Source organism: Streptomyces achromogenes (assembly GCF_030816715.1).
GTDB classification, from domain to species: domain Bacteria; phylum Actinomycetota; class Actinomycetes; order Streptomycetales; family Streptomycetaceae; genus Streptomyces; species Streptomyces achromogenes_A.
In genome coordinates, this window is sequence record NZ_JAUSYH010000001.1 from 6201358 (window position 1) to 6224237 (window position 22880).

Below are 22880 nucleotides of genomic sequence, written 5' to 3' on the forward strand. Positions count from 1 at the left end.
TGGCCTTCTTCGTTTGTGCACCACGCGAAAGAGGCGGGAACTCCCATGACCACCAAGGCCCAGAAGAGCGACGACGGCAAGGTACACGGCCGGTTCCTGCTGAAGCTTTCCGGAGAGGCGTTCTCCGGCGGCGGGGGCCTCGGCGTGGACCCCGACGTGGTGCACAAGATCGCCCGCGAGATCGCCGCGGTCGTGCGCGACGGAGCCGAGATCGCGGTCGTCATCGGCGGCGGCAACTTCTTCCGCGGCGCCGAACTCCAGCAGCGCGGCATGGACCGCGCACGCTCGGACTACATGGGGATGCTCGGCACCGTCATGAACTGCCTCGCCCTCCAGGACTTCCTGGAGAAGGAGGGCATCGACAGCCGGGTGCAGACCGCCATCACCATGGGCCAGGTCGCCGAGCCGTACATCCCGCTGCGCGCCGTGCGGCACCTGGAGAAGGGCCGTGTGGTGATCTTCGGCGCCGGCATGGGCATGCCCTACTTCTCCACCGACACCACCGCCGCGCAGCGCGCCCTGGAGATCGACGCCGAGGCGCTGCTCATGGGCAAGAACGGCGTGGACGGCGTCTACGACTCCGACCCCAAGACCAACCCGGCGGCCGTCAAGTTCGACGCCCTCGGCTACGGCGAGGTCATCACGCGCGAGCTGAAGGTCGCCGACGCCACGGCGGTCACGCTGTGCCGCGACAACAAACTCCCGATCCTCGTCTTCGAGCTCCTCGCGGAGGGCAATATCGCTCGCGCCGTCAAGGGTGAGAAGATCGGCACGCTTGTGGACGAGCAAGGCGGCCGAGCCTGACCGGTGGAATCCCGGTTTCGCACGACAACACCTGACCGGGGGGCGGACCCTGGTCGGGGGATGGACAATGTCCTGCCGGTCGGGAACCGTGCAGGAAGAAGACGCGACGCAGCCGGCCGCCGCCCCCGCAAGGATCCGCAGCCGGGCCTACTCAAGACACGCAGGAGCAAGTGGTGATCGAAGAGACCCTCCTCGAGGCCGAGGAGAAGATGGAGAAGGCCGTCGTCGTCGCCAAGGAGGACTTCGCCGCGATTCGCACCGGCCGTGCGCACCCGGCGATGTTCAACAAGATCGTCGCCGACTACTACGGCGCGCCGACGCCGATCAACCAGCTGGCCTCGTTCTCCGTGCCGGAGCCGCGCATGGCGGTGGTGACCCCGTTCGACAAGACCGCGCTGCGCAACATCGAGCAGGCGATCCGCGACTCCGACCTGGGCGTCAACCCGAGCAACGACGGCAACATCATCCGCGTGGTGTTCCCCGAGCTCACCGAGGAGCGCCGCCGCGACTACATCAAGGTCGCCAAGGGCAAGGGCGAGGACGCCAAGGTGTCCATCCGCGCGGTCCGCCGCAAGGCCAAGGACGCGATCGACAAGCTGATCAAGGACGGCGAGGTCGGCGAGGACGAGGGCCGCCGTGCGGAGAAGGAGCTCGACGACACCACCGCGAAGTACGTCGCCCAGGTGGACGAGCTCCTGAAGCACAAGGAAGCAGAGCTGCTCGAGGTCTGATGAACGACTCTTCCTGGGGCTCACCGCCGCACGCCGGACCGAGGGCCGGGTACTGGGGGCCCGTCGACCAGGGGCAGGGACCTGTCCAGGGGGCCGCCCCGGCGGGTCCCGCGTACGATGCGCCTGAGGCGCAGCAGACTCGCCCCATGCCCATCGTCCCCGACGTACCCGCACACGGCGGTCACCAGGATGACGACCGGGGGGCCGCTCGGCCGGGCGGCCCCTTGTTCCGAGACGAGAACTACGGCGGCGCGCCCTACGGCACCCAGCCCTACGGCGACGCCTCCCGCGTCAACGACACCCCGTCGGCACAGCCCCCTGCGGCGGTGCCGCAGAATCCGGAGCCCATGTCCGACGCCCCTCAGCCTGCGCCCGCACCGCAGAAGAAGAGCGCGGGCCGAGACCTGGGCGCGGCCATAGGGGTCGGCGTCGGGCTCGGCGCCGTGATCGTCGCGTCGCTGTTCGTCGTCAAGGCCGTGTTCGTCGGGGTGATAGCGGTCGCCGTCGTCGTGGGGCTGTGGGAGCTGACCAGCAGGCTGCAGGAGCGCAAGGGCATCAAGGCGCCGCTCGTGCCGCTCGCGGTCGGCGGGGCCGCGATGGTCGTCGCCGGATACGTCCGGGGACCCGAGGGCGCCTGGGTCGCCATGGCCCTCACCGCGCTCGCGGTGCTGGTCTGGCGGATGACCGAACCGCCCGAGGGCTACCTCAAGGACGTCACCGCCGGCGTCTTCGCGGCCTTCTACGTTCCGTTCCTGGCCACGTTCGTCGCCCTGATGCTCACCGCCGACGACGGCGCCTTCCGCGTTCTGATCTTCCTGCTCCTGACGGTCGTCAGCGACACGGGCGCGTACGCCGTCGGCTGGCGCTTCGGCAAGACCAAGCTCGCCCCGCGCATCAGCCCCGGCAAGACCCGCGAGGGACTGCTCGGCGCGGTGTCGTTCGCGATGGTCGCCGGTGCGCTGTGCATGCAGTTCCTGATCGACGACGGCACCTGGTGGCAGGGTCTGCTGCTCGGCTTCGCCGTCGCGGTCAGCGCCACGCTCGGCGACCTGGGCGAATCCATGATCAAGCGGGACCTGGGCATCAAGGACATGGGCACCCTGCTCCCGGGCCACGGCGGCATCATGGACCGCCTGGACAGCCTCCTGCCGACGGCACCGGTGGTCTGGGCCCTGTTCGTCCTGTTCGCGGGTTCGAGCTGAGGCCGGGCCGGTACGCCGCACTCTGGAGCCCCCGCCCTGGCGGGGGCTCCTGCCATTTCGGAGCGTGCCTCGCAGTGAAGAGCGCGTCTGTCCTCGCGTCGCATGCCGACGGGGAATGCACGGATACGACAACTCCTGAACGTCACTCTGCCCAGGGGGCACGCAGTATAGTGATTAAGACGTCGATCCAGTCACCCTTCGTCATGTCGCTGTGACTCTGGGTCCGTGCGGGTGAGTCCTGAACTCCGAGAGGCGGAAGCACCGTGAGTATGACCCTCAGCTTTCCTCACCCCGTAGAGGGCAGTGTCGATATCTTCAGTGATGCGGACGTCGCGGTCGTCAAAGCTCACTGGCCGTTCGACCTCGAGACCGATGAATGGGTGGACATCACCGGTACTTTTCGACGTGCGGATTTCGCCCGAGTCATCGCCGATGCCACCGCGACGGCCGGTCCGCACACCATTGAATTAGAGCACGACCGACTCACGTTGGAGCGCCTGGGTGAGCGATTCCTGTTCGACCTTTCCAGGGCGGGTGCAATGCCTAAGCGTTTGATGCTTGAATTTCCTCTCGAGTACTTGCACACTCTGGGAGAAAAGGCGACTCGGAGTGATGTCTGAATGAGCGGGACGTACAACTCGGCAAGCTATGTCGAAGAAATTCTTCTTGCTGAGACGGGTTTTCGGGAGTATGACGCACGGTGGGTCATCCAGCCGACCGGCGACGGTACTCCTGTCGGGCTGAACTTCGTGGGGGCCCGAGTCCTCGGGCTGCACCTGGGTCGATTCCTCGCTGAGGAACTCGACGCCGGTCGGCGCATCGTCGTGGGTCACGACTTCCGGAGCTATTCGGAGAACGTGAAAAATGCGCTTGTCGTCGGTCTGCTTCAAGCGGGTATGGACGTTGTGGACATCGGCCTCACGACGACACCGGGCGCCTATTACGCGCAGTTCTCCTTGGATGTCGACTGTGTTGCCATGGTGACGGCAAGCCACAACGAGAACGGCTGGACCGGCGTGAAGATCGGCCACCGCAAGGCATCGACCTTCGGTCCGGACGAGATGCAGAAATTCAAGTCGTACACCCTCACCGCCCAGGCCGCCGGCACGGAGGGCAGGTCGGGCTCCTACACGTTCAGTGAGGGTGCTCGTGAAGCCTATCTCGACGGACTCGTCGAGGAGTGGGCAGACCGGTTCGACGGCCTGCCACGCCTCAAGGTCGCAGTGGAGACGGGCAACGGCACAGCCGGCCTCTACGCGCCGATGCTTCTGGAGCGGCTCGGCTTCGAGGTCGTTCCGGGCAATGTGGAACCCGACTGGACCTTTCCGAACTTCAACCCGAATCCGGAAAGTGTCCCCTTCCTCCGCGCGGTGGAGTCTCTGGTGGCCGGTAGCGGAGCCGATGTGGGGCTCTGCTTCGATGGAGACGGTGACCGTCTCGGCGTGGTCGACGACCTGGGCCGCCTCGTCTTCGCCGACCGTGTCGGACTGGTGGTCGCAAAGTTCCTCGAGGAGCAGGTCAAGGTAGCCGGACCCTTCGTCATCGACGTCAAGTCCACTTCGCTGTACGAGTCGGAGCTGGCCAGCGATATCGTGTGGGCGAAGACAGGGCATTCCTACGTCAAGGCCGCCGTTGCCGAATCCGGTGCCGTTGCGGGATTTGAGCGAAGTGGTCACTTTTTCTTCGGTGAGCCACTCGGTCGAGGGTACGACGATGCCTGTGTCGCCGCCCTGGCGCTGCTCTGGGCACTTTGCAGTGCCAAGGCCACTGAAAAGGACTGGAATCTCTCGGCGAAGCTCTCGCTCCTGCCGAAGTCCTTTGCCTCTCCCAATCGGCAACCCTATGTCTCGGACGAGACGAAGTATGCCGTGGTCGACGAGATCGCCGCATACTTCGAGGAGAACCACCGGCTGGCGGGGCAACCCATCGCGCGGATCAACCGGCTCAACGGTATTCGGGTGGAATTGGAGGACGGAAGCTGGTTGCTTGTGCGGGCATCATCCAATTCTCCTAACCTGGTGATCATCGCAGAGACGTTCGATGAGGACGGCGCTCTGCTCAAGGCCATCGACGCAGACATCAGGTCGGTCGTCGCCGCGACCGGGGTCGCCATCGGCTCGTTCGACTCCCTGGCGGAGTTCTAGTGGACGGACCAGCTGCCTTAGCGAGCCCGGCCGGATTCACGGAGCACCCTCGTCAGGTGGTCTTGGACATCGGGGGAACGTGGTTCCGCAGTGCTGTGCGGAACGCGGACGGTTCCCTGTCCGGCGTGATGCGTGTGCCGGCGGTCAATTATCTGAATCATCCAGGGCTGTCACAGGCACAGTTGCGCCAGCGACTCGTCGATTACGTTCTCGGTGAGTCCCACAGGCTGGGGGGTGGGAGCGCGAACGCGCCCCTGCCGGTCAGCATCTCTGTCGGTGCGGCAGTCAATGGGCACACGGGCGTCATACTCGGCTCCGGGCCCCTCTGGGGCCCGGGCTCCGAATCGTTCGATCTCGCAAAGGCACTCTCCGCGGCGAGGGCTGACGTCCGGTGGTCCGTGATCAACGATGTGACCGCGTTGGCCGCCTACTTCGCGAGCAGGTCTGCGTACCGCCACGCAAAGAAGATCAGTGTCTTGACGATCAGCACGGGAATCGCCTGCCGGACGATCGAAGTGGCGAACCGGAGAGTGCCCCTGCACCCGCTGTTCGGGGTGCAGGGGGAGATCGGGCACATGCCGATCGACTTCCACGCCGCCGGACGTGTGCTGGACCTCCCCTGTGACTGCGGCGGTCCTTCCCACCTCAATGCCTACTGCTCAGGTCGTGGCATACCCCGTGTGATGGCCAGGCTGGCGTCCGCGTTGGAACGACCACAGTGGCTCGACCCCGCCCTGCTGCAAGATCCGTCGCTCTGGGCTGCCCTGCTCCTGGAGGGCCTCGCGACATCGGATCCGGCTGCGACCGAACTTCTGCACTCAGTCGTGAAGCCTGTCGCCCAGTCGATCGTCTCGCTGCTGACCGTCGACCCGGAAGTGACGCGGATCGTCGTCACCGGGGGCGTGCCGCAGTCCCTCGGCCATGCATACCAAGACGCGGTGCATCGCACTTTGGAAAAACTTGGCATGTATATGATTATCGACTCGGATCCGCGGTACTTCCGGACCACTGTGGAGTTCGCGGGCGTGGACGACTCGGCCGGACTGCTGGGCGCCGCGCTCGCGGCGAAGCCGTTGGCGCGGCCCTCGGTCGGACATCTCCTGTCTCACCGGACGCGTCGCATGGACGAGCAACAGTCGGTGACGTACGACGCCGTCCTGACCAGGGGTGGAGCGGCAAGGGCGCTCGTCCGCAGCCTCGCTTCGCTGGGGGCTGTCCGACCGGTCATCCTGGCTGATGCGGCAGTTTCCGAGATATACGGCCCCGATTTGGTTGCCGAACTCGACGCGGCTGGGTTGCGTCCGCTTCTTCGCGCCGTGCCCTCGGGTGAGTCGGCGAAGAACTGGAAGGCGCTTGAACTGATTCTTCAGACGCTCGAGTCCGCTGAGGTCTCCCGTCGGCTGCATCCCGTAGTCGCACTGGGCGGCGGGGCGGTTCTCGATGCAGTGGGGTTGGCGGCAGGGTTGTACCGGAGAGGCGTTCCCTACGTGCGCGTGCCCACTTCTCTGGTCGGGCTCATCGACGCAGGGGTAGGGGCGAAGGTCGCTGTCAACGAGTTCGGTCACAAGAACCGTCTGGGGCTGTTCTATCCACCCGTGAACACGATTCTGGACGTGAGGTTCCTCAGGACCCTGCCGCACCGATTCATGGTGAGTGGCATAGCCGAGGCGATCAAGATATCCGTCGTCGCTGACGAGACGCTCTTCGGCCTGCTGGAATTCGATTCACATCGACTTTCTGACCCAGCCTTCTATCAGACGGAAAAGGGGCTCGAAGCGGTAGGCCGAGCAGCCGACGCCATGATGTCGTCGCTGTCCGGCAACCTATGGGAAAGGGGACTCGATCGTGCGGTCGATTTCGGACACAGTGTGAGTTCCCTGATCGAGATGAGCGGTCTTTCGGTGACCCACGGCGAAGCGGTCGCCATCGACATGGCACTCACCCTTGAGGTCGGCCGAGAACGCGGCATCACCCCTCCCGATGTCGTGGACCGAGTCATATGCTTGATCAAAGCGGTCGGACTCCCTGTCTACAGCGCTTCTGTGACAGCCGATCAGCTCTTCGAGAGCCTCGGTGAGACAGCCGCTCATCGTGGGGGGAGTCAACGATTCCCCCTGATCCAACAGGTCGGACACCCACCCGTTTTCGTCAGTGATGTGGAGCGCAACGAAGTCGGAGAAGCCTGGTCAAGGCTCTCTGGTCATGGCGAGTGAAGGGCCGGGCGTGATGCGGCGACGTGCAAGACGGCTCGTCATGCCCCCCGGGCGTGGCGCGCTCACCTGCGAAGCGTTCGACCTCCCTCCACACGTTGACGCGCATCGCGTCGTGCGGCCCCTGTTCGTGGGCATCTGTGGCACGGACCTCGACATCCTCGCGGGCGGCCGGGACGACACCGCTCGGATTCTGGGGCATGAGGCGGTGGTGCACGTTCCTGAGCGTCGGCAGAGGAACGCAGCCGGCGAAGAGGCGCACGGAGGGCTCTACCTGGTCAACCCGGTGGATCCACACGATCAGGACCGCATCGTCGGGCACAGCGAGGAGGGGATGCTCCAGGAGGCGGTATGCCTCTCAGAGGCGACGTCGTGGGCCGCGCGGTTGATCCCGGTGCGCGCCGGCCTGGCCCCGCTGCTCGCCGTCGTCTCGGAGCCTCTCGCTGTCGCGGTCTACAGTCTGGGACTTCTCGGCGCTCCCGGAACGGTCACGCGGTTGCTGGTGGTGGGGGCGGGGCCGATGGGCGTGGTCACCGCTGTGGCGGCGCGCCTGCTGGGGGTTCCGGAAGTCACACTCGTGGACGGATCCGAGCGCAGAGTGCAGAGTGCGGTGGACAACGGATTCGTGGAAGAGGGTCTCGCATCGTGCCCGTCGTCACGTCGCTTCCCCGCCGCTGCCGCCCTGTACGGAGGGTCCGGTCCGGATGCAGTGGCGCTGTGTGTGGGTAGAGGGCAACGACGTGAAGCACTCGGTCAGGCCATCGCTGTCGCAGCTGCCGGCGCTTGCATCGATCTGACGACGGGGTTCAGGCCGGGAGAGAAGATCAGTGAGATTCCGGATGTCGAACTGAATCTGATTCGTCGCCGGAACGTGTGCGGCAGCCCGCGGTCCGGACGGAGGGTCGAAGCACGGACCCGCGAGGGGAAGATCATTCATCTCACCGGACACCGCGGGACCTCGCCGGAGCACATGAGCTGTGCCATGGACATGCTGCTACGTCATCCTGACGTCTTCCGTCGGGTCATCACTGACGTGGTGTCCGTGGAAGACGCTCCTCGAGCAGTCTCGGACATCGTGCTGCAACGCAGGGATCCGAACACCGCGCCCTACCGCAAGCTGGTCGTGTCGCTGGGACCGTCATGACCGGTCGGCGTCAGCGGTTGCGTGCCGCTCGCCAGGTCAGGATCAAGAATCCCCGAAGGAAGGTGGCTCCACTTGCGAGAGCTGCGAAGAGGACGCTGACGGAGATGTTCCCGGCCCAGGTGTCGCCGTACGGAACTTTGGATTTCAGAAGTCCTGACTGGAGGAGCAGGAAGAGTCCGACGGCCACGACGAAAATGACGGCCGAGCTCGTCAGCACTCGAACGCGCCGCTTGCTTTTCTCGGCCATATGGAAATTCCGAATAGCGGTCCTGTGATTGCGGGCCCCGACCACCAACGACTCGACGAGGTCGTGAACGTTGGACGAGGCTATGTACATCGTCGTCACGACCCAGAGGCCCAGACCCTCGGACTTCACCAACATCACCGGGTTCTGGCGGTCTTCGGTGTACAGGAGTGGGAGCCATTCCTTCGACCAACTCTGAAAGGCCCCTGTGTACATCTTGGTCGGGTTGAGCTCTTCGATCGACCGCACACTCGTCGATCCCGGGGGGAACCATGACGTTCCGGGAGGCTGGGAGTAGGCGGAGTGAATGGGGGCGGCGACCCCCTGAACAATCGGGTGCTCCCTGAGGCGAGCGTTGACTTGGACGGTCGAACCGAACGGGTAGGTTTCGCGCGACAGGACGGCCATCTGGCCCGGGAAGAGAATGTCATAGGCTCGCTGAGCCGGGCGCCATCGCTTGGGCTGGTTTTCCATGATCACAACACCGCCCCGCCGTACGAATTGAATGAAGTGATCGTCGTAGAAGGCGAGGATGTCCTGGGCGCGGTCCGCCGCGTACATGACCGCCCCGTCCAGTACGCACCAGTTGAATATGACGACGTCGTAGGCGTAGATGTTGAAGAACAGGCGTGCTTCCATGTTCGCCTGAAGGCTGACAAGTTCGACCTGGAGATCGGGGATGGAGGTCAGTTGTTCATCCCAGAAACACTTTCTTCGTCGTGCGGGATCCAGGTCGTCCACAATCACGGCCACCCTCATCCTCGGTCCTCGCCTTCGATGACGTCGAGCATCCTTGTGAGCATGTCGAAGTCTCCGACGGACAGTACGCGGTCCGCTTCGACCCGGACGGCGGACTGCTCTCGGCGGCACAGGACGCCGATGGTGGAATCGCAGATTTCGAGAGGGGTTTGGATATCGGATCGATAAGAATCGCCCGCGACGACGATGGAAAGCGACTGCAGAGGTGCGTCCAGGTCACGGGAAATGCCTGAGAAGACGAACTCGTAGAATTCTCTACTGGGCTTGTCGATCGGGTCCCCGATGAAGGATGATGCATAGTTGATGCCGTGATTGCGAAGATTGACCATCCGTTTGCGTTTGTCTTTGCGTGACGCTCGAGGGTCGTAGGCGAACTGTCCATCATCGCACTCACGGTATCGGGCGTCGCTGGATGTCATGAGGTAAACGGGCATACTGTGCGACGCCAGTCTTCGAGAGAAGCGGGCAGCGTCGGGGAACACGAACGGGTGCTCGCGCATGTGATCCCAGTAACGATCGACGCAGCGGTTCAGCTCTTTCGGTGGGAGGCTTGCGCCGCAATCCTCGACGGCGATACGCAGGAGGATCTCACGGCTGAACAGGCGAGTGATTCCCCACTTCTCCTGGATTTCGACCTGATGGCCGCGGACCCGCGACTCGAGTTCCTTCACGGAGTTCAGCGCCGCCCTGTCAGCGGTTGACACCTGTTGATGGAGCACCAGGAGTTCGTCGAACACCTCACGAAAGCGACGGGCCACCGAGGCGGCCAGGGAGGTCGTCATGCGCCCCGACAGTTCCGAGGCCACAGACTCGGCCGCGTCGTGATGCATCGACTGAGTGTCGGTGAGGGTGTCGTCGACGTCGAGGAGCCATACGACGGTTCGATCGGGCACAGGGAGGGCGCGACTGATCCATCCCGGGATTTCTTCCGGTCTCATCGGGTGTCTCTTTCGACGGTGTGGCACAGGCGGAAGGAGTCCGAGGGTTCCGTGCCGCTCAGCATGCCGGCGGTGACGGCCGCGCCGACGGCACCCGTCAGCGGGCCGTGCGCCGCCACGCATACGCGAACTCGCCGGGCCGGGGCCGGGAATGAGTGCCGGGAGACGCCGGCTTGCACGGGATCGGTCAGTCGTCGCCCGAGGCCGGCTACGCCGCCACCGAGGACGACCAGCTCGGGATTCAGCACGTTCACCATGCCCGATACGGCTGTGGTGAGCGCATTCACCGCTTCTCGCAGCGCTCTGTCTGCGGCGTCGTCCCCGTTGCGCAATGCAGTCCGTAAATCAATGTTCGAGGCGACTGCGGATGCGTCATGCGGTCTTGATTCCTCGGCTTTCAACTCGGCATAACGCGCACTGATGGCAGTTCCTGAGGCGTACGCATTGAGGCAACCTTTGCTGCCGCAGTCGCACCGTCTGCCGGAAGGCTCCACGACGAGGTGGCCGATCTGCCCAGCGGTGCCGTCGCTTCCCCGCAGCGGTTTCCCGTCCAGGAGAACTGCGCCGCCGACTCCCGTGCCCAGCGTGAGGCAGACAAGGCAACGCGGACGCCCGTGCGGCCGCAAACTCGCAAAATGTCCTAACGCGGCCATCGTGGTGTCATTGTCGACGGTGACGGGGACGCCGAGACGCGAGCCCAGCAGAGACTCGAAGTCGACGTCACGCCAGGCAGGCAGAATGATGGAATCCCGGAAAGTTCTGTCCGGCGTAATGAGTCCGGGCAGCCCCACTCCGACAGCATGCAGAGCATCGCGGGCGGAGTGCGTCATCTCCAATAAGGAATCGATCAGCCGCCGGCATTGGCTCGCGGATTGCTCCGGAGGGGCTGAGCGATCCGTGGGCTCGACGGTATCGGCTAGAACTGTGCGACAGCCGGACATGAGAACGGCGGCAGTCTTTGTGCCGCCCACGTCGATCCCCACCGTCAGACGGCTGTCCACCCGTACCTCCAGTCAAGAGGAACTTCCCGTGAAGGATAGCGGTGGCAGTCGATCGCGGGTAGAGAACAGTGGAGTTGTGAAGATATGGCTGGTGTGTTGCCGAGAGCGCTCTGAGCCGCGTGAGTCGTCTGACGACCCGAATCCGCAGTGCCGAATGCTCGCGGTGGTGACGCTGGACCGAGTGGTCTTCGAGATCCTGGGCCGTCCGACGCCGACAGACGCTGCCCGTGGGTGACCACCCCCACCCCGCTCTGGCCTGGGGCCCCGGAGATGATCTGCGACACTGGTCGTGTTATGCCGAAGCCCGGAGAACTTACATTCGTCGCCCCCCGCGGAGCCCAGAAGCCGCCGCGGCATCTTGCCGATCTCTCGCCCGCCGAGCGGAAGGAGGTCGTGGCGGAGGTCGGAGAGAAGCCGTTTCGCGCCAAGCAGCTGTCGCAGCACTACTTCGCGCGCTACGCGCACGACCCGGCGGAGTGGACCGACATCCCGGCCGGTTCCCGCGAGAAGCTGCGCGAGGCGCTGCTGCCGGACCTGATGTCGGTCGTGCGGCACCTGTCGACGGACCAGGGGACCACCCGCAAGACGCTGTGGCGGCTGTTCGACGGCACGCTCGTGGAGTCGGTGCTGATGCGGTACCCGGACCGGGTGACCATGTGCATCAGCTCGCAGGCGGGGTGCGGGATGAACTGCCCGTTCTGCGCGACCGGGCAGGCCGGGCTCGACCGGAACCTGTCCACCGCCGAGATCGTGCACCAGATCGTCGACGGAATGCGGGCGCTGCGGGACGGGGAGGTCCCCGGCGGGCCCGCGCGGCTGTCGAACATCGTGTTCATGGGGATGGGCGAGCCGCTCGCCAACTACAAGCGGGTCGTGGGAGCCGTGCGCGCTCTCACCGACCCCGCGCCCGACGGCCTCGGGCTGTCCCAGCGGGGCATCACCGTGTCCACGGTCGGGCTGGTGCCGGCCATCCACCGGTTCGCCGACGAGGGCTTCAAGTGCCGGCTCGCGATCTCCCTGCACGCCCCCGACGACGAGCTGCGCGACACGCTCGTCCCCGTGAACACGCGGTGGAAGGTGCGCGAGGTGCTGGACGCCGGGTTCGAGTACACCGAGCGCTCCGGCCGCCGGCTGTCCATCGAGTACGCGCTGATCCGGGACATCAACGACCAGGCCTGGCGTGGTGACCGGCTCGGCCGGCTGCTGCGCGGCAAGCCCGTGCACGTCAACCTGATCCCGCTGAACCCGACCCCGGGCTCGAAGTGGACGGCGTCCCGGCCCGAGGACGAGAAGGCGTTCGTCGAGGCGATCGCCGCGCACGGGGTGCCGGTCACCGTCCGGGACACCCGTGGTCAGGAGATCGACGGCGCCTGTGGTCAGCTCGCCGCCACGGAGAGGTAATCTGGCCACATCACATCATCAGATTCGGACATCTTCATATTCCGACAGGGGAGCGCCACAGCGCTGAGAGTGCGGCAACCGGGCCGCAGACCCTCTGAACCTCGCCCAGGTCATTCTGGGTAGGAAGTTCGGTCATCACTCGAGCTGTTGCGCCCTGCCCGGTGTCCCGCGCGGACACCGGGCAGGGCCGCGTCTCTTCCTGGTCCACCCCAGGAGGAAAACCAGTGCAGAACAAGACCTTCGTCGCCGCGGCCGTCGGGCTCGGCCTGGTCGCGCTCTCCGCGTGCGGGTCGTCGGCGGACGAGAAGGGCACGACGGCGGAATCCAAGACCGTCACCCTCGTCAGCCACGACTCGTGGGCCGTCTCCAAGAGCGTGCTCGCGGACTTCGAGAAGCAGTCCGGCTACCGGGTGAAGGTCCTCAAGGACGGCGACGCCGGCCAGGCCGTCAACAAGGCGATCCTCACCAAGGACCACCCGCAGGGCGACGTCTTCTTCGGCGTCGACAACACCCTCCTCTCCCGCGCCCTCGACAACGGGCTGTTCCAGCCGTACGAGGCGAAGGGGCTGGACCAGGTCGACGCCCGGTACCAGCTGGACGCCGCCAAGCACCGGGTCACGCCCGTCGACTTCGGCGACATCTGCGTCAACTACGACAAGGCGTACTTCACCGAGCACAAGCTGGCCCCGCCGGCCACCTTCGACGACCTGGTGAAGCCCGCGTACAAGGATCTCCTCGTCACCGAGAACGCCGCCACCTCCTCGCCCGGCCTCGGCTTCGTCCTCGGCACCGCCGCGCAGTACGGCGACGCCGGCTGGGAGGGCTACTGGAAGAAGCTCAGGGCGAACGGGGTCAAGGTGGTCGACGGCTGGGACCAGGCCTACAACGAGGAGTTCTCCGGGTCGGCGGGCGGCAAGAAGGCGAAGGCCGACCGTCCGCTCGTCGTCTCCTACGCCTCCTCGCCGCCCGCCGAGGTGGTCTTCGGCGACCCCAAGCCGGCCACCGCACCCACCGGCGTGGCGACCGGCACCTGCTTCCGGCAGGTCGAGTTCGCCGGGCTGCTGGACAACGCGGCAGACGCCAAGGGCGGCAAGGCGCTGATCGACTTCCTGATCAGCAAGACGTTCCAGCAGGACATGCCGCTCAACATGTTCGTCTATCCGGTGGTGAAGGGCGCGGCCGTGCCCGCCGAGTTCACGCAGTACGGGCCCGCGGCCGAGCACCCCGAGACCATGGACCCGGCGAAGATCGCCGACCGTCGCGACCAGTGGGTCAAGTCATGGACCTCGCTCGTACTGAAGTAACCCCGGCCGAGGGAACGGGGGGAGCCGGGGGAACCAAGGGAGCCCCGGAAGGCGGGGGAGCCGGGAGGGCCAAGGGTCCCCGCGGCGCCCGGGGGAGCGCGGCGGTGCGGCTCGGTCTCATGGCCGTGCCCGTCGCGTTCTTCGCGCTCTTCTTCGCCTACCCGGTCGCCGCGATCGTCGCCCGGGGACTGGACGTCGACGGCTCCTGGCGGTTCGGGCGGATGGGGGACGTGCTCGCGCAGTCCGACATCCGGCAGGTCCTGTGGTTCACCCTCTGGCAGGCGCTGGCCTCCACCGCGCTCACCCTGCTGGTCGCCCTGCCCGCCGCGTATGTCTTCGCGCGGTTCGACTTCCCCGGCAAGCAGGTGCTGCGGGCCGTCGTGACCGTGCCGTTCGTGCTGCCGACGGTCGTCGTCGGCACGGCGTTCCTGGCGCTGGTCGGCCGGGGCGGGCTGCTCGACGAGCTGTGGGGCGTACGGCTGGACACCACGGTGTGGGCGATCCTGCTGGCGCACGTGTTCTTCAACTATGCGGTCGTCGTACGGACCGTGGGCGGGCTGTGGGCGCAGCTGGACCCCCGGCAGGAAGAGGCGGCGCGGATGCTGGGCGCGTCCCGCCTGCGGGCCTGGCGCACGGTCACCCTGCCCGCGCTCGGCCCCGCCGTCGCCGCTGCCGCGCTGATGGTGTTCCTCTTCACCTTCACCTCGTTCGGCGTGGTGCAGATCCTCGGCGGCCCCACCTTCTCCACCCTCGAGGTGGAGATCTACCGGCAGACCTCCGAGGTCTTCGACCTGTCGACGGCCGCCGTCCTCACGATCGTCCAGTTCGCGGCCGTCGGCGCGATCCTCGCCGTGCACGCCTGGACGGTGCGCCGGCGGGAGTCCGCGCTGCGGCTGGTCGACGCGGCAGGCACGGCGCGCCGGCCGCGCGGGGCGGGGCAATGGGCGCTGCTGGCCGGGGTGCTCGGCACGATCGGCGTGCTGCTGGTGCTGCCGCTCACGGTGCTGGTGCAACGTTCCTTCGACGCGCCCGACTTCGCCTATTACCGTGCGCTGACCAGCGACGAGGGCAATGTCTTCCTCGTCCCGCCGATCGACGCGATCGGCAACTCGCTGGAGTACGCCGTCGTCGCGACCGTCATCGCCGTGTTCGTCGGCGGGCTCGCCGCGGCCGCGCTCACCCGACGGGACGCCGGACGGCTGGTACGCGGATTCGACGCGTTGCTGATGCTGCCGCTGGGCGTCTCCGCGGTGACCGTCGGATTCGGCTTCCTGATCGCCCTGGACGAGCCTCCGCTGGACCTGCGGACCAGCTGGATCCTCGTTCCGCTCGCGCAGGCGCTGGTCGGCGTCCCCTTCGTGGTGCGGACCATGCTGCCGGTGCTGAGGGCGGTGGACCAGCGGCTGCGCGAGGCGGCCGCCGTACTGGGCGCGTCCCCGTGGCGGGTCTGGCGGGAGGTGGACCTGCCGCTGGTGCGGCGGGCGCTGCTCGTCGCAGCCGGGTTCGCCTTCGCGGTGTCGCTGGGGGAGTTCGGGGCGACCGTGTTCATCGCGCGGCCCGACAACCCGACCCTGCCGGTCGCCGTGGCGCGGCTGCTCGGCCGGGCCGGAGAGATCAACTATGGCCAGGCGATGGCCCTTTCGACGATTCTGATGGTGGTGTGCGCGGTGGCTTTGCTGGTGCTGGAGCGACTGCGGACCGACCGGACGGGGGAGTTCTGATGCTGTTGGAGCTGGAACGCGCGACCGTGCGGTTCGGCGGGCGCGCCGTCCTCGACGAGGTCGGTCTCGCGGTCGCCGAGCACGAGGTGGTGTGTGTGCTCGGGCCCAGCGGCAGCGGCAAGTCGACGCTGCTGCGGGCGGTCGCCGGGCTCCAGCCGCTCGATTCCGGACGGGTGTCGCTGGACGGACGCGACCAGGCCGGGGTGCCCGCGCACCGGCGCGAGCTCGGGCTGATGTTCCAGGACCACCAGCTGTTCCCGCAGCGGGACGTCGGCGGCAACGTGGCCTTCGGGCTGCGGATGCGCGGTATGCCGAAGGACGGGCGGGGCGACCGGGTGCGGGAGTTGCTCGAGCTGGTCGGGCTGCCGGGGGCGGCGAACCGCGCCGTGGCCGCGCTCTCCGGCGGTGAGCAGCAGCGGGTGGCGCTGGCCCGGGCGCTGGCCCCACGGCCCCGGCTGCTGATGCTGGACGAGCCGCTGGGGCAGCTGGACCGGTCGCTGCGCGAGCGTCTCGTCGTGGAACTGCGGGAGCTGTTCGGCCGGTTGGGCACGACCGTGCTCGCGGTCACGCACGACCAGGGCGAGGCGTTCGCGCTCGCCGACCGGGTCGTGGTGATGCGGGACGGCCGGATCGCCCAGTCGGGCACGCCCCTCGAGGTGTGGCAGCGGCCGGCGGACGCTTTCGTGGCCCGCTTCCTCGGCTTCGACAACGTGGTGGCGGCGACCGTCACGGGCGAGGCGGCGGTCACGCCCTGGGGGAAGGTGCCGGTGCCGGCCGGGTCCGGTCAGGGGGCGCGCACGCTGCTCGTGCGGCCCGCCGGCGTCCGCCTGGCCGGCGCGGACGAGGGGCTGCGCTGCACGGTCGCCGCGCGCACCTTCCGCGGCACCCATGTCGCCGTCCGCCTGCAGCCGGAGGACGCGCCGGCGCTCGAGGCGGCGTGCGCGCTGCGGGACGCGCCCGAGGTCGGCGACACCGTGGGAGTTTTCTTCGACTCGGCCGAAACCGTGGTGCTCGACTGACCGTCCGCCGCCTACGGTGAACCCCCCATGCCCCTGGGCCGTGAACTGGTCGCGCTGGTGCGCGCGGGGCCCAGGAGGAGATCGCCCGGGAGGACGTCCCGTTGACCGGCGGACCGAACGGACCGGCGGCCGAGGGCGATCCGACCGCCTGGACGTGTGGCCGGCCGAGACCGGGCGGCCGGTCGTCGGCGCGCTGCGGGAGGCCGGGCGGCGGTACCGCCGTCCGCCGCCGGGCAGCCCCGGGCTGGAAGCGCTCGGCGAGCGCGAGGTGCCGGAGTTCTGGCTGGTGAACACCACGTTCGGCTGAGAGAGCCGGGGGCGCGGTTCGCGGGCGGGACATGCGGGCGGCCCGCCCCGGTGAGGGACGGGCCGCGCACACGTGTGTGCGTCGTGGGGTCAGCGGTGGCTGGCCCCTCGGCGACGCATGCCGAAGAACACCGCTCCCCCGCCGACGACGACCAGCGCGGCCGCGACGCCGACGATCAGGCCGGTGTTGGAACTGGCGCCGGTCTCGGCGAGGTTGGACTCCTGGACCGCGGCCGAGGGCGCGTTGCTCGCGGAGGGCGCGCCGGGCGCGGCGTCGTCGCTGGCCGAGTCGGACGGCGACGGCAGGGCGGTGGCCGTCTCGGCCGGCGGCGCGGTGGTGCCCGACGGCGTGGAGGAAGGCGTCGAGGACGGGGTGCCGGTCGGCTTGGAGGTGTCGGCCGCGCACGCCTTGGCCGGGGTGGTCAGGTTCGGGCTGATGTCCGTGTTGAGCGGCTTCTTGCCCTCGAGGGCCCGCACATGGACCCTGTAGATCGCGCCCGGCTCCCACTCCTCGGCGAAGGACACGGTGACGCCCTTCTTGGAGCCCTTGACCGTCACGGCCTCGCCGACCTGCCGCAGGTCGGCGCCGTTGTTCTCGAGGAAGACGCTGATCTCGGCCGCGGTGTGCGACGGGTCCTTGTCGGTGACGGTGATGACGCCCTTGGCGCCGTCACAGGCGGCGGTGGCGGAGAAGTCGCCTATCTCGCAGGCCAACGCGGTGCCCGAGGCGCTGAACGCGAGGGCGGCGGAAGCGGCGGTGACACCGAGCATGCGCACCGAACGGGCGGCGATACGGCGGGAAAGGGACACGTTTGTCCTTTACGGGAAGCGCAACTGCGGGGGGTGGAGGGGGAGATGGCGCCCCCGGTGAGCCGAGTGCGTCACCATCCCCAGCAGACCCACAGGTCTATAAGCGTTTCATAAGAAGTGTCAATCCGGGGAGTCCTCCGCACGGTTGACTTTGCCCTCTTATTAACCGCTGAGACGTTTCAGCGCTTCTGAGACCTCCTCGATCCGGTCGACCGGGCCTCGATCCGGTCAACGGGGGTCATACGGGGCTTCGTCGGGCAACCGCCCCGCGGGGGTGGTCAGCCCTGGACGGCCGACGGGTCCATCCACACGACCTCCCAGGTGTGGCCGTCGAGGTCGTCGAAGGAACGGCCGTACATGAAGCCCATGTCCTGGGTCTGGCCGCTGGGGGAGCCGCCGAGGGCGAGCGCGCGGTCCACCAGCTCGTCGACCTTCGCGCGGCTCTCCGCGCTCAGCGCGATCAGGACCTCGCTGGTCTTCGAGGCGTCCGCGATCTCCTTCTTGGTGAAGGTCGAGTAGAACGGCTTGGTGAGCAGCATCGCGACGATCGTGTCGCTGATCACCACGGAGGCCGCGTTGTCGTCGCTGAACTGCGGGTTGATGGCGTAACCGAGCTCAGTGAAGAACTTCTTCGACGCGTCGAGGTTCTCGACGGGCAGGTTCACGAAGATCATCTGCTGGTAGGCCGGGGTGGTCATCGCGCTCTCCCAAGGGGTTCGTGTCGTTCAGATGTGCTGTTCGGTGGGGTAGACCGGGGGGGCGCGGAGAACTCATCGGGGGTGCGGGAGTTTTTTCGGACGGTGTCTCAGCGGGCCAGCGGGAGGGCCGCCAGTTCGGCCACGACCAGGGTGAGCGGGACGAAGAGCGCCAGCAGGGCGCCGGCGCGCAGGGCGGCGGCGCTGCGCAGCGTCTTGGTCGGGGCGCCGAGGCGCAGCAGGGCGGCGGTGGTGTCGGCGCGGGCCTGCCGCGCCTCCACGGCCGACGTCAGGAGCGTCGCCACGGTGCAGCCCGCCACGACCAGGGCGCCCAGTGTGGACAGCGGGCCGAAGGACGGGTCGGCGGGGTCGTACAGCGCGGCCATCGTGTACCCGCCCGAGGCCACCGCGCAGACCACCCCGAGCGGACGGCCGATCCTGGACGCCTCCTGCATCAGTCCGCGGCCCGCGAGGAGGCGCAGGGCGCCGGGACGGGCCGCTTGCAGCAGGCGGCCGCAGAGGTGGGTGAGACCCGGGCCGGCGAGGGCGAGGCCCAGGACCGTGAGGAACCAGCCGAAGAACACGGCGGCGGGGCCCTCGGGCAGACCGCCGGGCAGGGGGAGCCCGCCGCCGTCGGCGGTCCGGCTCGCGTATCCCTCCACCGCCAGCCCGGCGGCGAGGAGCGCGGCGCCCCAGGGGAGGGCGGTGGGGTCGGGGGCCGGGGGGTTCTGCGAGGCGTGGAACACGGAGTCGGCCGGGTCCCCCGCGTGGTCGCCGTCCGCCGGGGGAAGAGCGTCGCCGGTCGATCCCTGCGGCGCGACGTCCGCAGCGGCGCGCGGAGCCGTGGGGCGGCCCTCGGCCGCCGGGCGGTCCTCGGCCGCCGGGCCGGGCCCTCCGTTGGCGGGCCGACCATCCGTGGGCTGCTCGTGTTGCTCGCCTCGGTCGGCGGCGGGCCGTGCGTCCGTGCCGTTCGCGGGGCGGGCGTCCGGGCCGTCGGGACGGGTGAGGTGTTCGGTCACGGTCCGGGCGGTCCGGGCGGTGCGGCCGACGGCGGCCGGAACCGTGCGGCGGAGCGCGTCCCGGTCACCGCCGCCGGCCGGCCGCCGGGAGCCTCGCGGGTCCGCGGCCCGGGAGTCGTCGCCGCCCGCCGATCGGGCGGCCCGGGCGGCCGTGGCCTCGTCGCCCGCGCCCGAAGCGGTACGGCCGTCGGGTTCGGTGCGGTCGTCGGGCGTGCGGTGCGTCCGGCCGTCTTCTGCCCGGCCGGTCCGGTCCCCGGCGGCCGCCGTCCCGTGCTCGCGGCCGGCGGCGCTCCGAGCGGCCCGCTCGCGCGCACCCGGGTCGTCGGGGCCCTCGGGACCGTCCGCGGTCAGGTCGACGGGTGAGCGGTCGGCGCGGTCGTCCTGGCGTCGGCCGTCGGCGTTGCGAGCGTCGTCGGCCTGGGGTTCTCCGTCGGGGGACGGACGGGATGCGCGGGACGTCGTGGTGCGGTGGGCGCCGTATCTGCCGTACGCGCCGAACGTCTCGCCCGGGCCCTTCGTGCCGGATGCGCCGAAGCGGCCGAGCAGTCTCGGCGTCGCCCGGGCCGCCACGCGCGCGTCCCTCGGGCGCAGCATCAGCGCCACCGTCACGGACGAGGCGGCGGGGACCAGCGAGAGAAGGGTCAGCGCGGCCGGCAGGGGCAGCGGCCGGCTCGCCGCCAGGAAGTCGCTCGCCGCCCCGTCGAACGGCATGCCCGTGAGGTCGCCGCGGAGGTGGAGGAAGAGGAGCAGGGCCAGCATCGACCCGAGCAGCGTCGACAGGGCCGTCGTCGTCGCCGAGACGACCATGAGGCGGGTCGGCCCCAGGCCGATCGCCGCGAGGCCGGGGCGCGGGCGGGTCCCGGGGTCGGTGCGGGCGACCGCCCGGGCGAGGTAGACCGTGGCGGCCAGGGGCGCGGCACACCAGGCGAGCCGGAGCGCGGCGGACGCCGGCGCCTCGGGGTGGGTGAGCGCGTGGCCGAGGGTGCTCAGCAGGAGGAAGCCGGTGCCCGCCGAGGCCGCCGCCACCAGGAGCCGGCGGAGCTGGACGGCGGGGTGGGCGCTGCGGGTCAGACGGAGAGCGAGCACGCGGCTTCCCGGCCTTCCGGCTCCGTGACCGGCGGCAGATGGACCGTGTTCACCCGGCGCCCGTCCAGCAGGGCGACCGTACGGTCGGCGAGGGCCGCGGTCTGCGTGTCGTGGGTGGCGAGCACCACGGTGATGCCGTGCGAGCGGGCCGCCGAGGTCAGCGTGCGCAGGACGTGGCCGCGGTCCGCCCGGTGCAGCGGCGCGGTGGGCTCGTCCGCGAAGAGGACCGAGGGGGCCGGGGCCAGGGCCCGGGTGATGCACACCCGTTGCCGCTCGGCCTGGGTGAGTTCGTGCGGGCGCAGCCCGGACCGGTCGCCGATGTCCAGGCGTTCCAGCCATTCCAGTGCGGCGACCTTGGCCCGCCGGCGGCTGGTGCCGCGGAGCATGAGGGGCAGGGCGGCGTTCTCCCAGACGTTCAGCTCGGGGACGAGGAGGGGGACCGGGTCGATCCAGCCGAAGCGGTCCCGGCGCAGCCGTTCGCGGGCCGAGGGGCCCATTTTGTGCACGGGGACGCTGTTGAACCAGACCTCGCCGCGGTGGGCGGAGACCAGGCCGGACAGACAGCGCAGCAGCGTCGTCTTGCCGCTGCCGCGGGGCCCGCTGACGGCGAGGATCTCGCCCTCCCGCACACCCATCGAGACGCCGGCCAGCCCGGGGGAGCCGTCGGGGTGCGTGAAGTGCAGGGAGCGTGCCCAGAGCACGTCGTCGTCCGGCGGGGCCTCCATAGGCGTACACCTCGGTTCAGATCTGTGGTTCCCGTGCCGATCCCCCGAGCGGGGGAACGAAGGCAGGGCCGATCGGTCACTGGCACGCTAGGCAGGCGACGGCGGGAGGCCGGACAGCACACGGCCCCGGGCCGCCGTTTCTCACTCGAACGGCAGACTCCGGGGCCGGTGTTGATCAGCTGATCAGGCTGACGTCACGGACATCGGCGACAGTACGGGCATCGTCGACATCGCGGACGTCACAGCTTCGTCCACGCCTGAGTCAGCGTGGCGCGCAGGATCTGCTCGATCTCGTCGAACGTCTCCTGGTTGGAGATCAGCGGCGGGGCCAGCTGGACGACCGGGTCGCCGCGGTCGTCCGCACGGCAGTACAGGCCGTTCTCGAAGAGGGCCTTCGAGAGGTAGCCGTAGAGGACGCGCTCGGTCTCCTCCTCGTTGAACGATTCCTTCGTGACCTTGTCCTTCACGAGTTCGATGCCGTAGAAGAAGCCGTTGCCGCGGACGTCGCCGACGATCGGCAGGTCGTGCAGCTTCTGGAGCGTGGACAGGAACGCGCCCTCGTTGTCGAGGACGTGCTGGTTCAGGCCCTCGCGCTCGAACAGGTCCAGATTGGCCAGGCCCACCGCGGCCGAGACCGGGTGGCCGCCGAAGGTGTAGCCGTGCAGGAAGGTGTTGTCGCCCTTGTAGAACGGCTCGGCCAGCCGGTCGCTGACGATGCAGGCGCCGATCGGGGAGTAGCCCGACGTCATGCCCTTGGCGCAGGTGATCATGTCCGGGACGTAGCCGAACTTGTCGCAGGCGAACATCGTGCCGAGGCGGCCGAAGGCGCAGATGACCTCGTCCGAGACGAGCAGCACGTCGTACTGGTCGCAGATCTCCCGCACCCGCCGGAAGTAGCCGGGCGGCGGCGGGAAGCAGCCGCCGGCGTTCTGGACCGGCTCGAGGAAGACCGCGGCGACCGTGTCCGGGCCCTCGAAGAGGATCTGCTGCTCGATCTGGTCGGCGGCCCAGCGGCCGAAGGCCTCGGGGTCGTCGCCGTGGATCGGGGCGCGGTAGATGTTGGTGTTCGGCACCTTGTGCGCGCCCGGGACGAGCGGCTCGAAGGGGGCCTTGAGGGCCGGCAGGCCGGTGATGGACAGGGCGCCCTGCGGGGTGCCGTGGTAGGCGACCGCCCGCGAGATGACCTTGTACTTGGTCGGCTTGCCGGTCAGCTTGAAGTACTGCTTGGCGAGCTTCCAGGCGGTCTCCACGGCCTCACCGCCGCCGGTGGTGAAGAAGACCTTGTTGAGGTCGCCCGGCGCGTGGTCGGCCAGACGCTCCGCGAGTTCCACGGCCTTCGGGTGGGCGTAGGACCACACCGGGAAGAACGCCAGCTCCTGGGCCTGCTTGAAGGCCGCCTCGGCGAGTTCCACGCGCCCGTGGCCCGCCTGCACCACGAACAGGCCGGCGAGGCCGTCGAGGTAGCGCTTGCCCTTGTCGTCGTAGATGTAGGTGCCCTCGCCCCGGACGATCGTCGGGACCGGCGAGTTCTCGTACGAGGACATGCGGGTGAAGTGCATCCACAGGTGGTCGTACGCGGTGCGGCTGAGGTCCTTGGTGCTCACGGTTATCGGGTCC

19 protein-coding genes and 2 pseudogenes are annotated in these 22880 nt (G+C 68.6%); 12 read left to right on the plus strand and 9 right to left on the minus strand.

Features of this window, described 5'->3' with window-relative positions:
- Nucleotides 1-45 precede the first annotated feature (45 nt).
- The 7 genes from pyrH to QF032_RS27980 all read left to right on the plus strand — a co-directional run bounded on the left by pyrH (nucleotide 46) and on the right by QF032_RS27980 (nucleotide 8235).
- On the plus strand, nucleotides 46-804 hold the full coding sequence (pyrH, locus tag QF032_RS27950; protein WP_107441700.1) for a UMP kinase: 759 nt from the start codon (nucleotides 46-48) through the stop codon (nucleotides 802-804).
- 173 nt (nucleotides 805-977) lie between these two features.
- On the plus strand, nucleotides 978-1535 hold the full coding sequence (gene frr, locus QF032_RS27955; protein WP_020128692.1) for a ribosome recycling factor: 558 nt from the start codon (nucleotides 978-980) through the stop codon (nucleotides 1533-1535).
- Nucleotides 1535-2737 carry a phosphatidate cytidylyltransferase gene (locus tag QF032_RS27960; RefSeq protein WP_306949073.1) on the plus strand — a complete coding sequence of 401 codons (1203 nt, stop codon included), beginning with the start codon at nucleotides 1535-1537 and terminating at the stop codon, nucleotides 2735-2737. Before frr ends, QF032_RS27960 begins: the two co-directional genes overlap by 1 nt.
- A 263-nt stretch (nucleotides 2738-3000) precedes the next feature.
- On the plus strand, nucleotides 3001-3357 hold the full coding sequence (locus QF032_RS27965) for a hypothetical protein (RefSeq protein ID WP_307046238.1): 357 nt from the start codon (nucleotides 3001-3003) through the stop codon (nucleotides 3355-3357).
- On the plus strand, nucleotides 3358-4881 hold the full coding sequence (locus QF032_RS27970; RefSeq protein WP_307057908.1) for a hypothetical protein: 1524 nt from the start codon (nucleotides 3358-3360) through the stop codon (nucleotides 4879-4881).
- Nucleotides 4882-4937: 56 nt separating this feature from the next.
- On the plus strand, nucleotides 4938-7094 hold the full coding sequence (locus tag QF032_RS27975; protein ID WP_307057911.1) for an ROK family protein: 2157 nt from the start codon (nucleotides 4938-4940) through the stop codon (nucleotides 7092-7094).
- Nucleotides 7084-8235: a hypothetical protein gene (locus tag QF032_RS27980; RefSeq protein ID WP_307057912.1), complete on the plus strand. Its 1152-nt coding sequence runs from the start codon at nucleotides 7084-7086 to the stop codon at nucleotides 8233-8235. Before QF032_RS27975 ends, QF032_RS27980 begins: the two co-directional genes overlap by 11 nt.
- A 10-nt stretch (nucleotides 8236-8245) precedes the next feature.
- Here the strand turns inward: QF032_RS27980 and QF032_RS27985 are convergent, their stop codons facing one another.
- The 3 genes from QF032_RS27985 to QF032_RS27995 are packed head-to-tail and all read right to left on the minus strand — an operon-like array spanning nucleotide 8246 to nucleotide 11177.
- Complete coding sequence (locus QF032_RS27985; protein ID WP_307046246.1) at nucleotides 8246-9226, minus strand: hypothetical protein; 981 nt, start codon at nucleotides 9224-9226, stop codon at nucleotides 8246-8248.
- A gap of 8 nt (nucleotides 9227-9234) precedes the next feature.
- Nucleotides 9235-10176: a hypothetical protein gene (locus QF032_RS27990; protein WP_307057914.1), complete on the minus strand. Its 942-nt coding sequence runs from the start codon at nucleotides 10174-10176 to the stop codon at nucleotides 9235-9237.
- The gene (locus tag QF032_RS27995; RefSeq protein ID WP_307057916.1) at nucleotides 10173-11177 is read right to left on the minus strand and encodes an ROK family protein; all 1005 of its coding nucleotides are present in this window, start codon (nucleotides 11175-11177) and stop codon (nucleotides 10173-10175) included. The genes QF032_RS27990 and QF032_RS27995 overlap by 4 nt, the downstream gene beginning before the upstream one ends.
- 294 nt (nucleotides 11178-11471) lie before the next feature.
- Between QF032_RS27995 and rlmN the strand changes: the two genes are divergently transcribed.
- The 5 genes from rlmN to QF032_RS28020 all read left to right on the plus strand — a co-directional run bounded on the left by rlmN (nucleotide 11472) and on the right by QF032_RS28020 (nucleotide 16929).
- Nucleotides 11472-12578 (plus strand): 23S rRNA (adenine(2503)-C(2))-methyltransferase RlmN, encoded by a 1107-nt coding sequence (gene rlmN / locus QF032_RS28000; RefSeq protein WP_057580538.1) that lies wholly within the window; start codon nucleotides 11472-11474, stop codon nucleotides 12576-12578.
- A 224-nt stretch (nucleotides 12579-12802) separates the two neighbouring features.
- Nucleotides 12803-13882: a thiamine ABC transporter substrate-binding protein gene (locus tag QF032_RS28005; RefSeq protein WP_307046252.1), complete on the plus strand. Its 1080-nt coding sequence runs from the start codon at nucleotides 12803-12805 to the stop codon at nucleotides 13880-13882.
- A 119-nt stretch (nucleotides 13883-14001) separates the two neighbouring features.
- Nucleotides 14002-15603, plus strand: coding sequence for an ABC transporter permease (locus QF032_RS28010; RefSeq protein WP_307060400.1), 1602 nt, complete (start codon nucleotides 14002-14004; stop codon nucleotides 15601-15603).
- On the plus strand, nucleotides 15603-16622 hold the full coding sequence (locus QF032_RS28015; RefSeq protein ID WP_306949064.1) for an ABC transporter ATP-binding protein: 1020 nt from the start codon (nucleotides 15603-15605) through the stop codon (nucleotides 16620-16622). Before QF032_RS28010 ends, QF032_RS28015 begins: the two co-directional genes overlap by 1 nt.
- A gap of 154 nt (nucleotides 16623-16776) precedes the next feature.
- Complete coding sequence (locus QF032_RS28020) at nucleotides 16777-16929, plus strand: hypothetical protein (protein WP_307057917.1); 153 nt, start codon at nucleotides 16777-16779, stop codon at nucleotides 16927-16929.
- Between the two features lie 89 nt (nucleotides 16930-17018).
- Here the strand turns inward: QF032_RS28020 and QF032_RS28025 are convergent, their stop codons facing one another.
- The 6 genes and pseudogenes from QF032_RS28025 to QF032_RS28050 all read right to left on the minus strand — a co-directional run bounded on the left by QF032_RS28025 (nucleotide 17019) and on the right by QF032_RS28050 (nucleotide 22867).
- Nucleotides 17019-17738, minus strand: a complete 720-nt coding sequence (locus QF032_RS28025) for an LAETG motif-containing sortase-dependent surface protein (protein ID WP_307046256.1) — start codon at nucleotides 17736-17738, stop codon at nucleotides 17019-17021.
- A gap of 278 nt (nucleotides 17739-18016) precedes the next feature.
- A complete protein-coding gene (locus QF032_RS28030; protein WP_307057919.1) occupies nucleotides 18017-18436 on the minus strand; it encodes a VOC family protein in 420 nt (139 codons plus the stop codon).
- 107 nt (nucleotides 18437-18543) lie between these two features.
- Nucleotides 18544-19344, minus strand: a pseudogene (locus tag QF032_RS28035) (hypothetical protein); the annotation flags it as partial.
- A gap of 578 nt (nucleotides 19345-19922) precedes the next feature.
- Nucleotides 19923-20538: pseudogene (locus QF032_RS28040) on the minus strand (hypothetical protein); the annotation flags it as partial.
- Complete coding sequence (locus QF032_RS28045; protein ID WP_306949060.1) at nucleotides 20520-21263, minus strand: ABC transporter ATP-binding protein; 744 nt, start codon at nucleotides 21261-21263, stop codon at nucleotides 20520-20522. The pseudogene QF032_RS28040 and the gene QF032_RS28045, both read right to left, overlap by 19 nt.
- A 239-nt stretch (nucleotides 21264-21502) precedes the next feature.
- Nucleotides 21503-22867 (minus strand): aspartate aminotransferase family protein, encoded by a 1365-nt coding sequence (locus tag QF032_RS28050; RefSeq protein ID WP_306949059.1) that lies wholly within the window; start codon nucleotides 22865-22867, stop codon nucleotides 21503-21505.
- Nucleotides 22868-22880 lie beyond the last annotated feature (13 nt).

What these genes read in the sequence shown, in the direction of transcription:
- pyrH (WP_107441700.1), top strand. Translation starts at nt 46, where the DNA reads ATGACCACCAAGGCCCAGAAGAGCGACGACGGCAAGGTACACGGCCGG.
- QF032_RS27960 (WP_306949073.1), top strand. Translation starts at nt 1,535, where the DNA reads ATGAACGACTCTTCCTGGGGCTCACCGCCGCACGCCGGACCGAGGGCC.
- QF032_RS27970 (WP_307057908.1), top strand. Translation starts at nt 3,358, where the DNA reads ATGAGCGGGACGTACAACTCGGCAAGCTATGTCGAAGAAATTCTTCTT.
- QF032_RS27980 (WP_307057912.1), top strand. Translation starts at nt 7,084, where the DNA reads ATGGCGAGTGAAGGGCCGGGCGTGATGCGGCGACGTGCAAGACGGCTC.
- QF032_RS27990 (WP_307057914.1), bottom strand. Translation starts at nt 10,176, where the DNA reads ATGAGACCGGAAGAAATCCCGGGATGGATCAGTCGCGCCCTCCCTGTG.
- rlmN (WP_057580538.1), top strand. Translation starts at nt 11,472, where the DNA reads ATGCCGAAGCCCGGAGAACTTACATTCGTCGCCCCCCGCGGAGCCCAG.
- QF032_RS28010 (WP_307060400.1), top strand. Translation starts at nt 14,002, where the DNA reads ATGGCCGTGCCCGTCGCGTTCTTCGCGCTCTTCTTCGCCTACCCGGTC.
- QF032_RS28015 (WP_306949064.1), top strand. Translation starts at nt 15,603, where the DNA reads ATGCTGTTGGAGCTGGAACGCGCGACCGTGCGGTTCGGCGGGCGCGCC.
- QF032_RS28030 (WP_307057919.1), bottom strand. Translation starts at nt 18,436, where the DNA reads ATGACCACCCCGGCCTACCAGCAGATGATCTTCGTGAACCTGCCCGTC.
- QF032_RS28045 (WP_306949060.1), bottom strand. Translation starts at nt 21,263, where the DNA reads ATGGAGGCCCCGCCGGACGACGACGTGCTCTGGGCACGCTCCCTGCAC.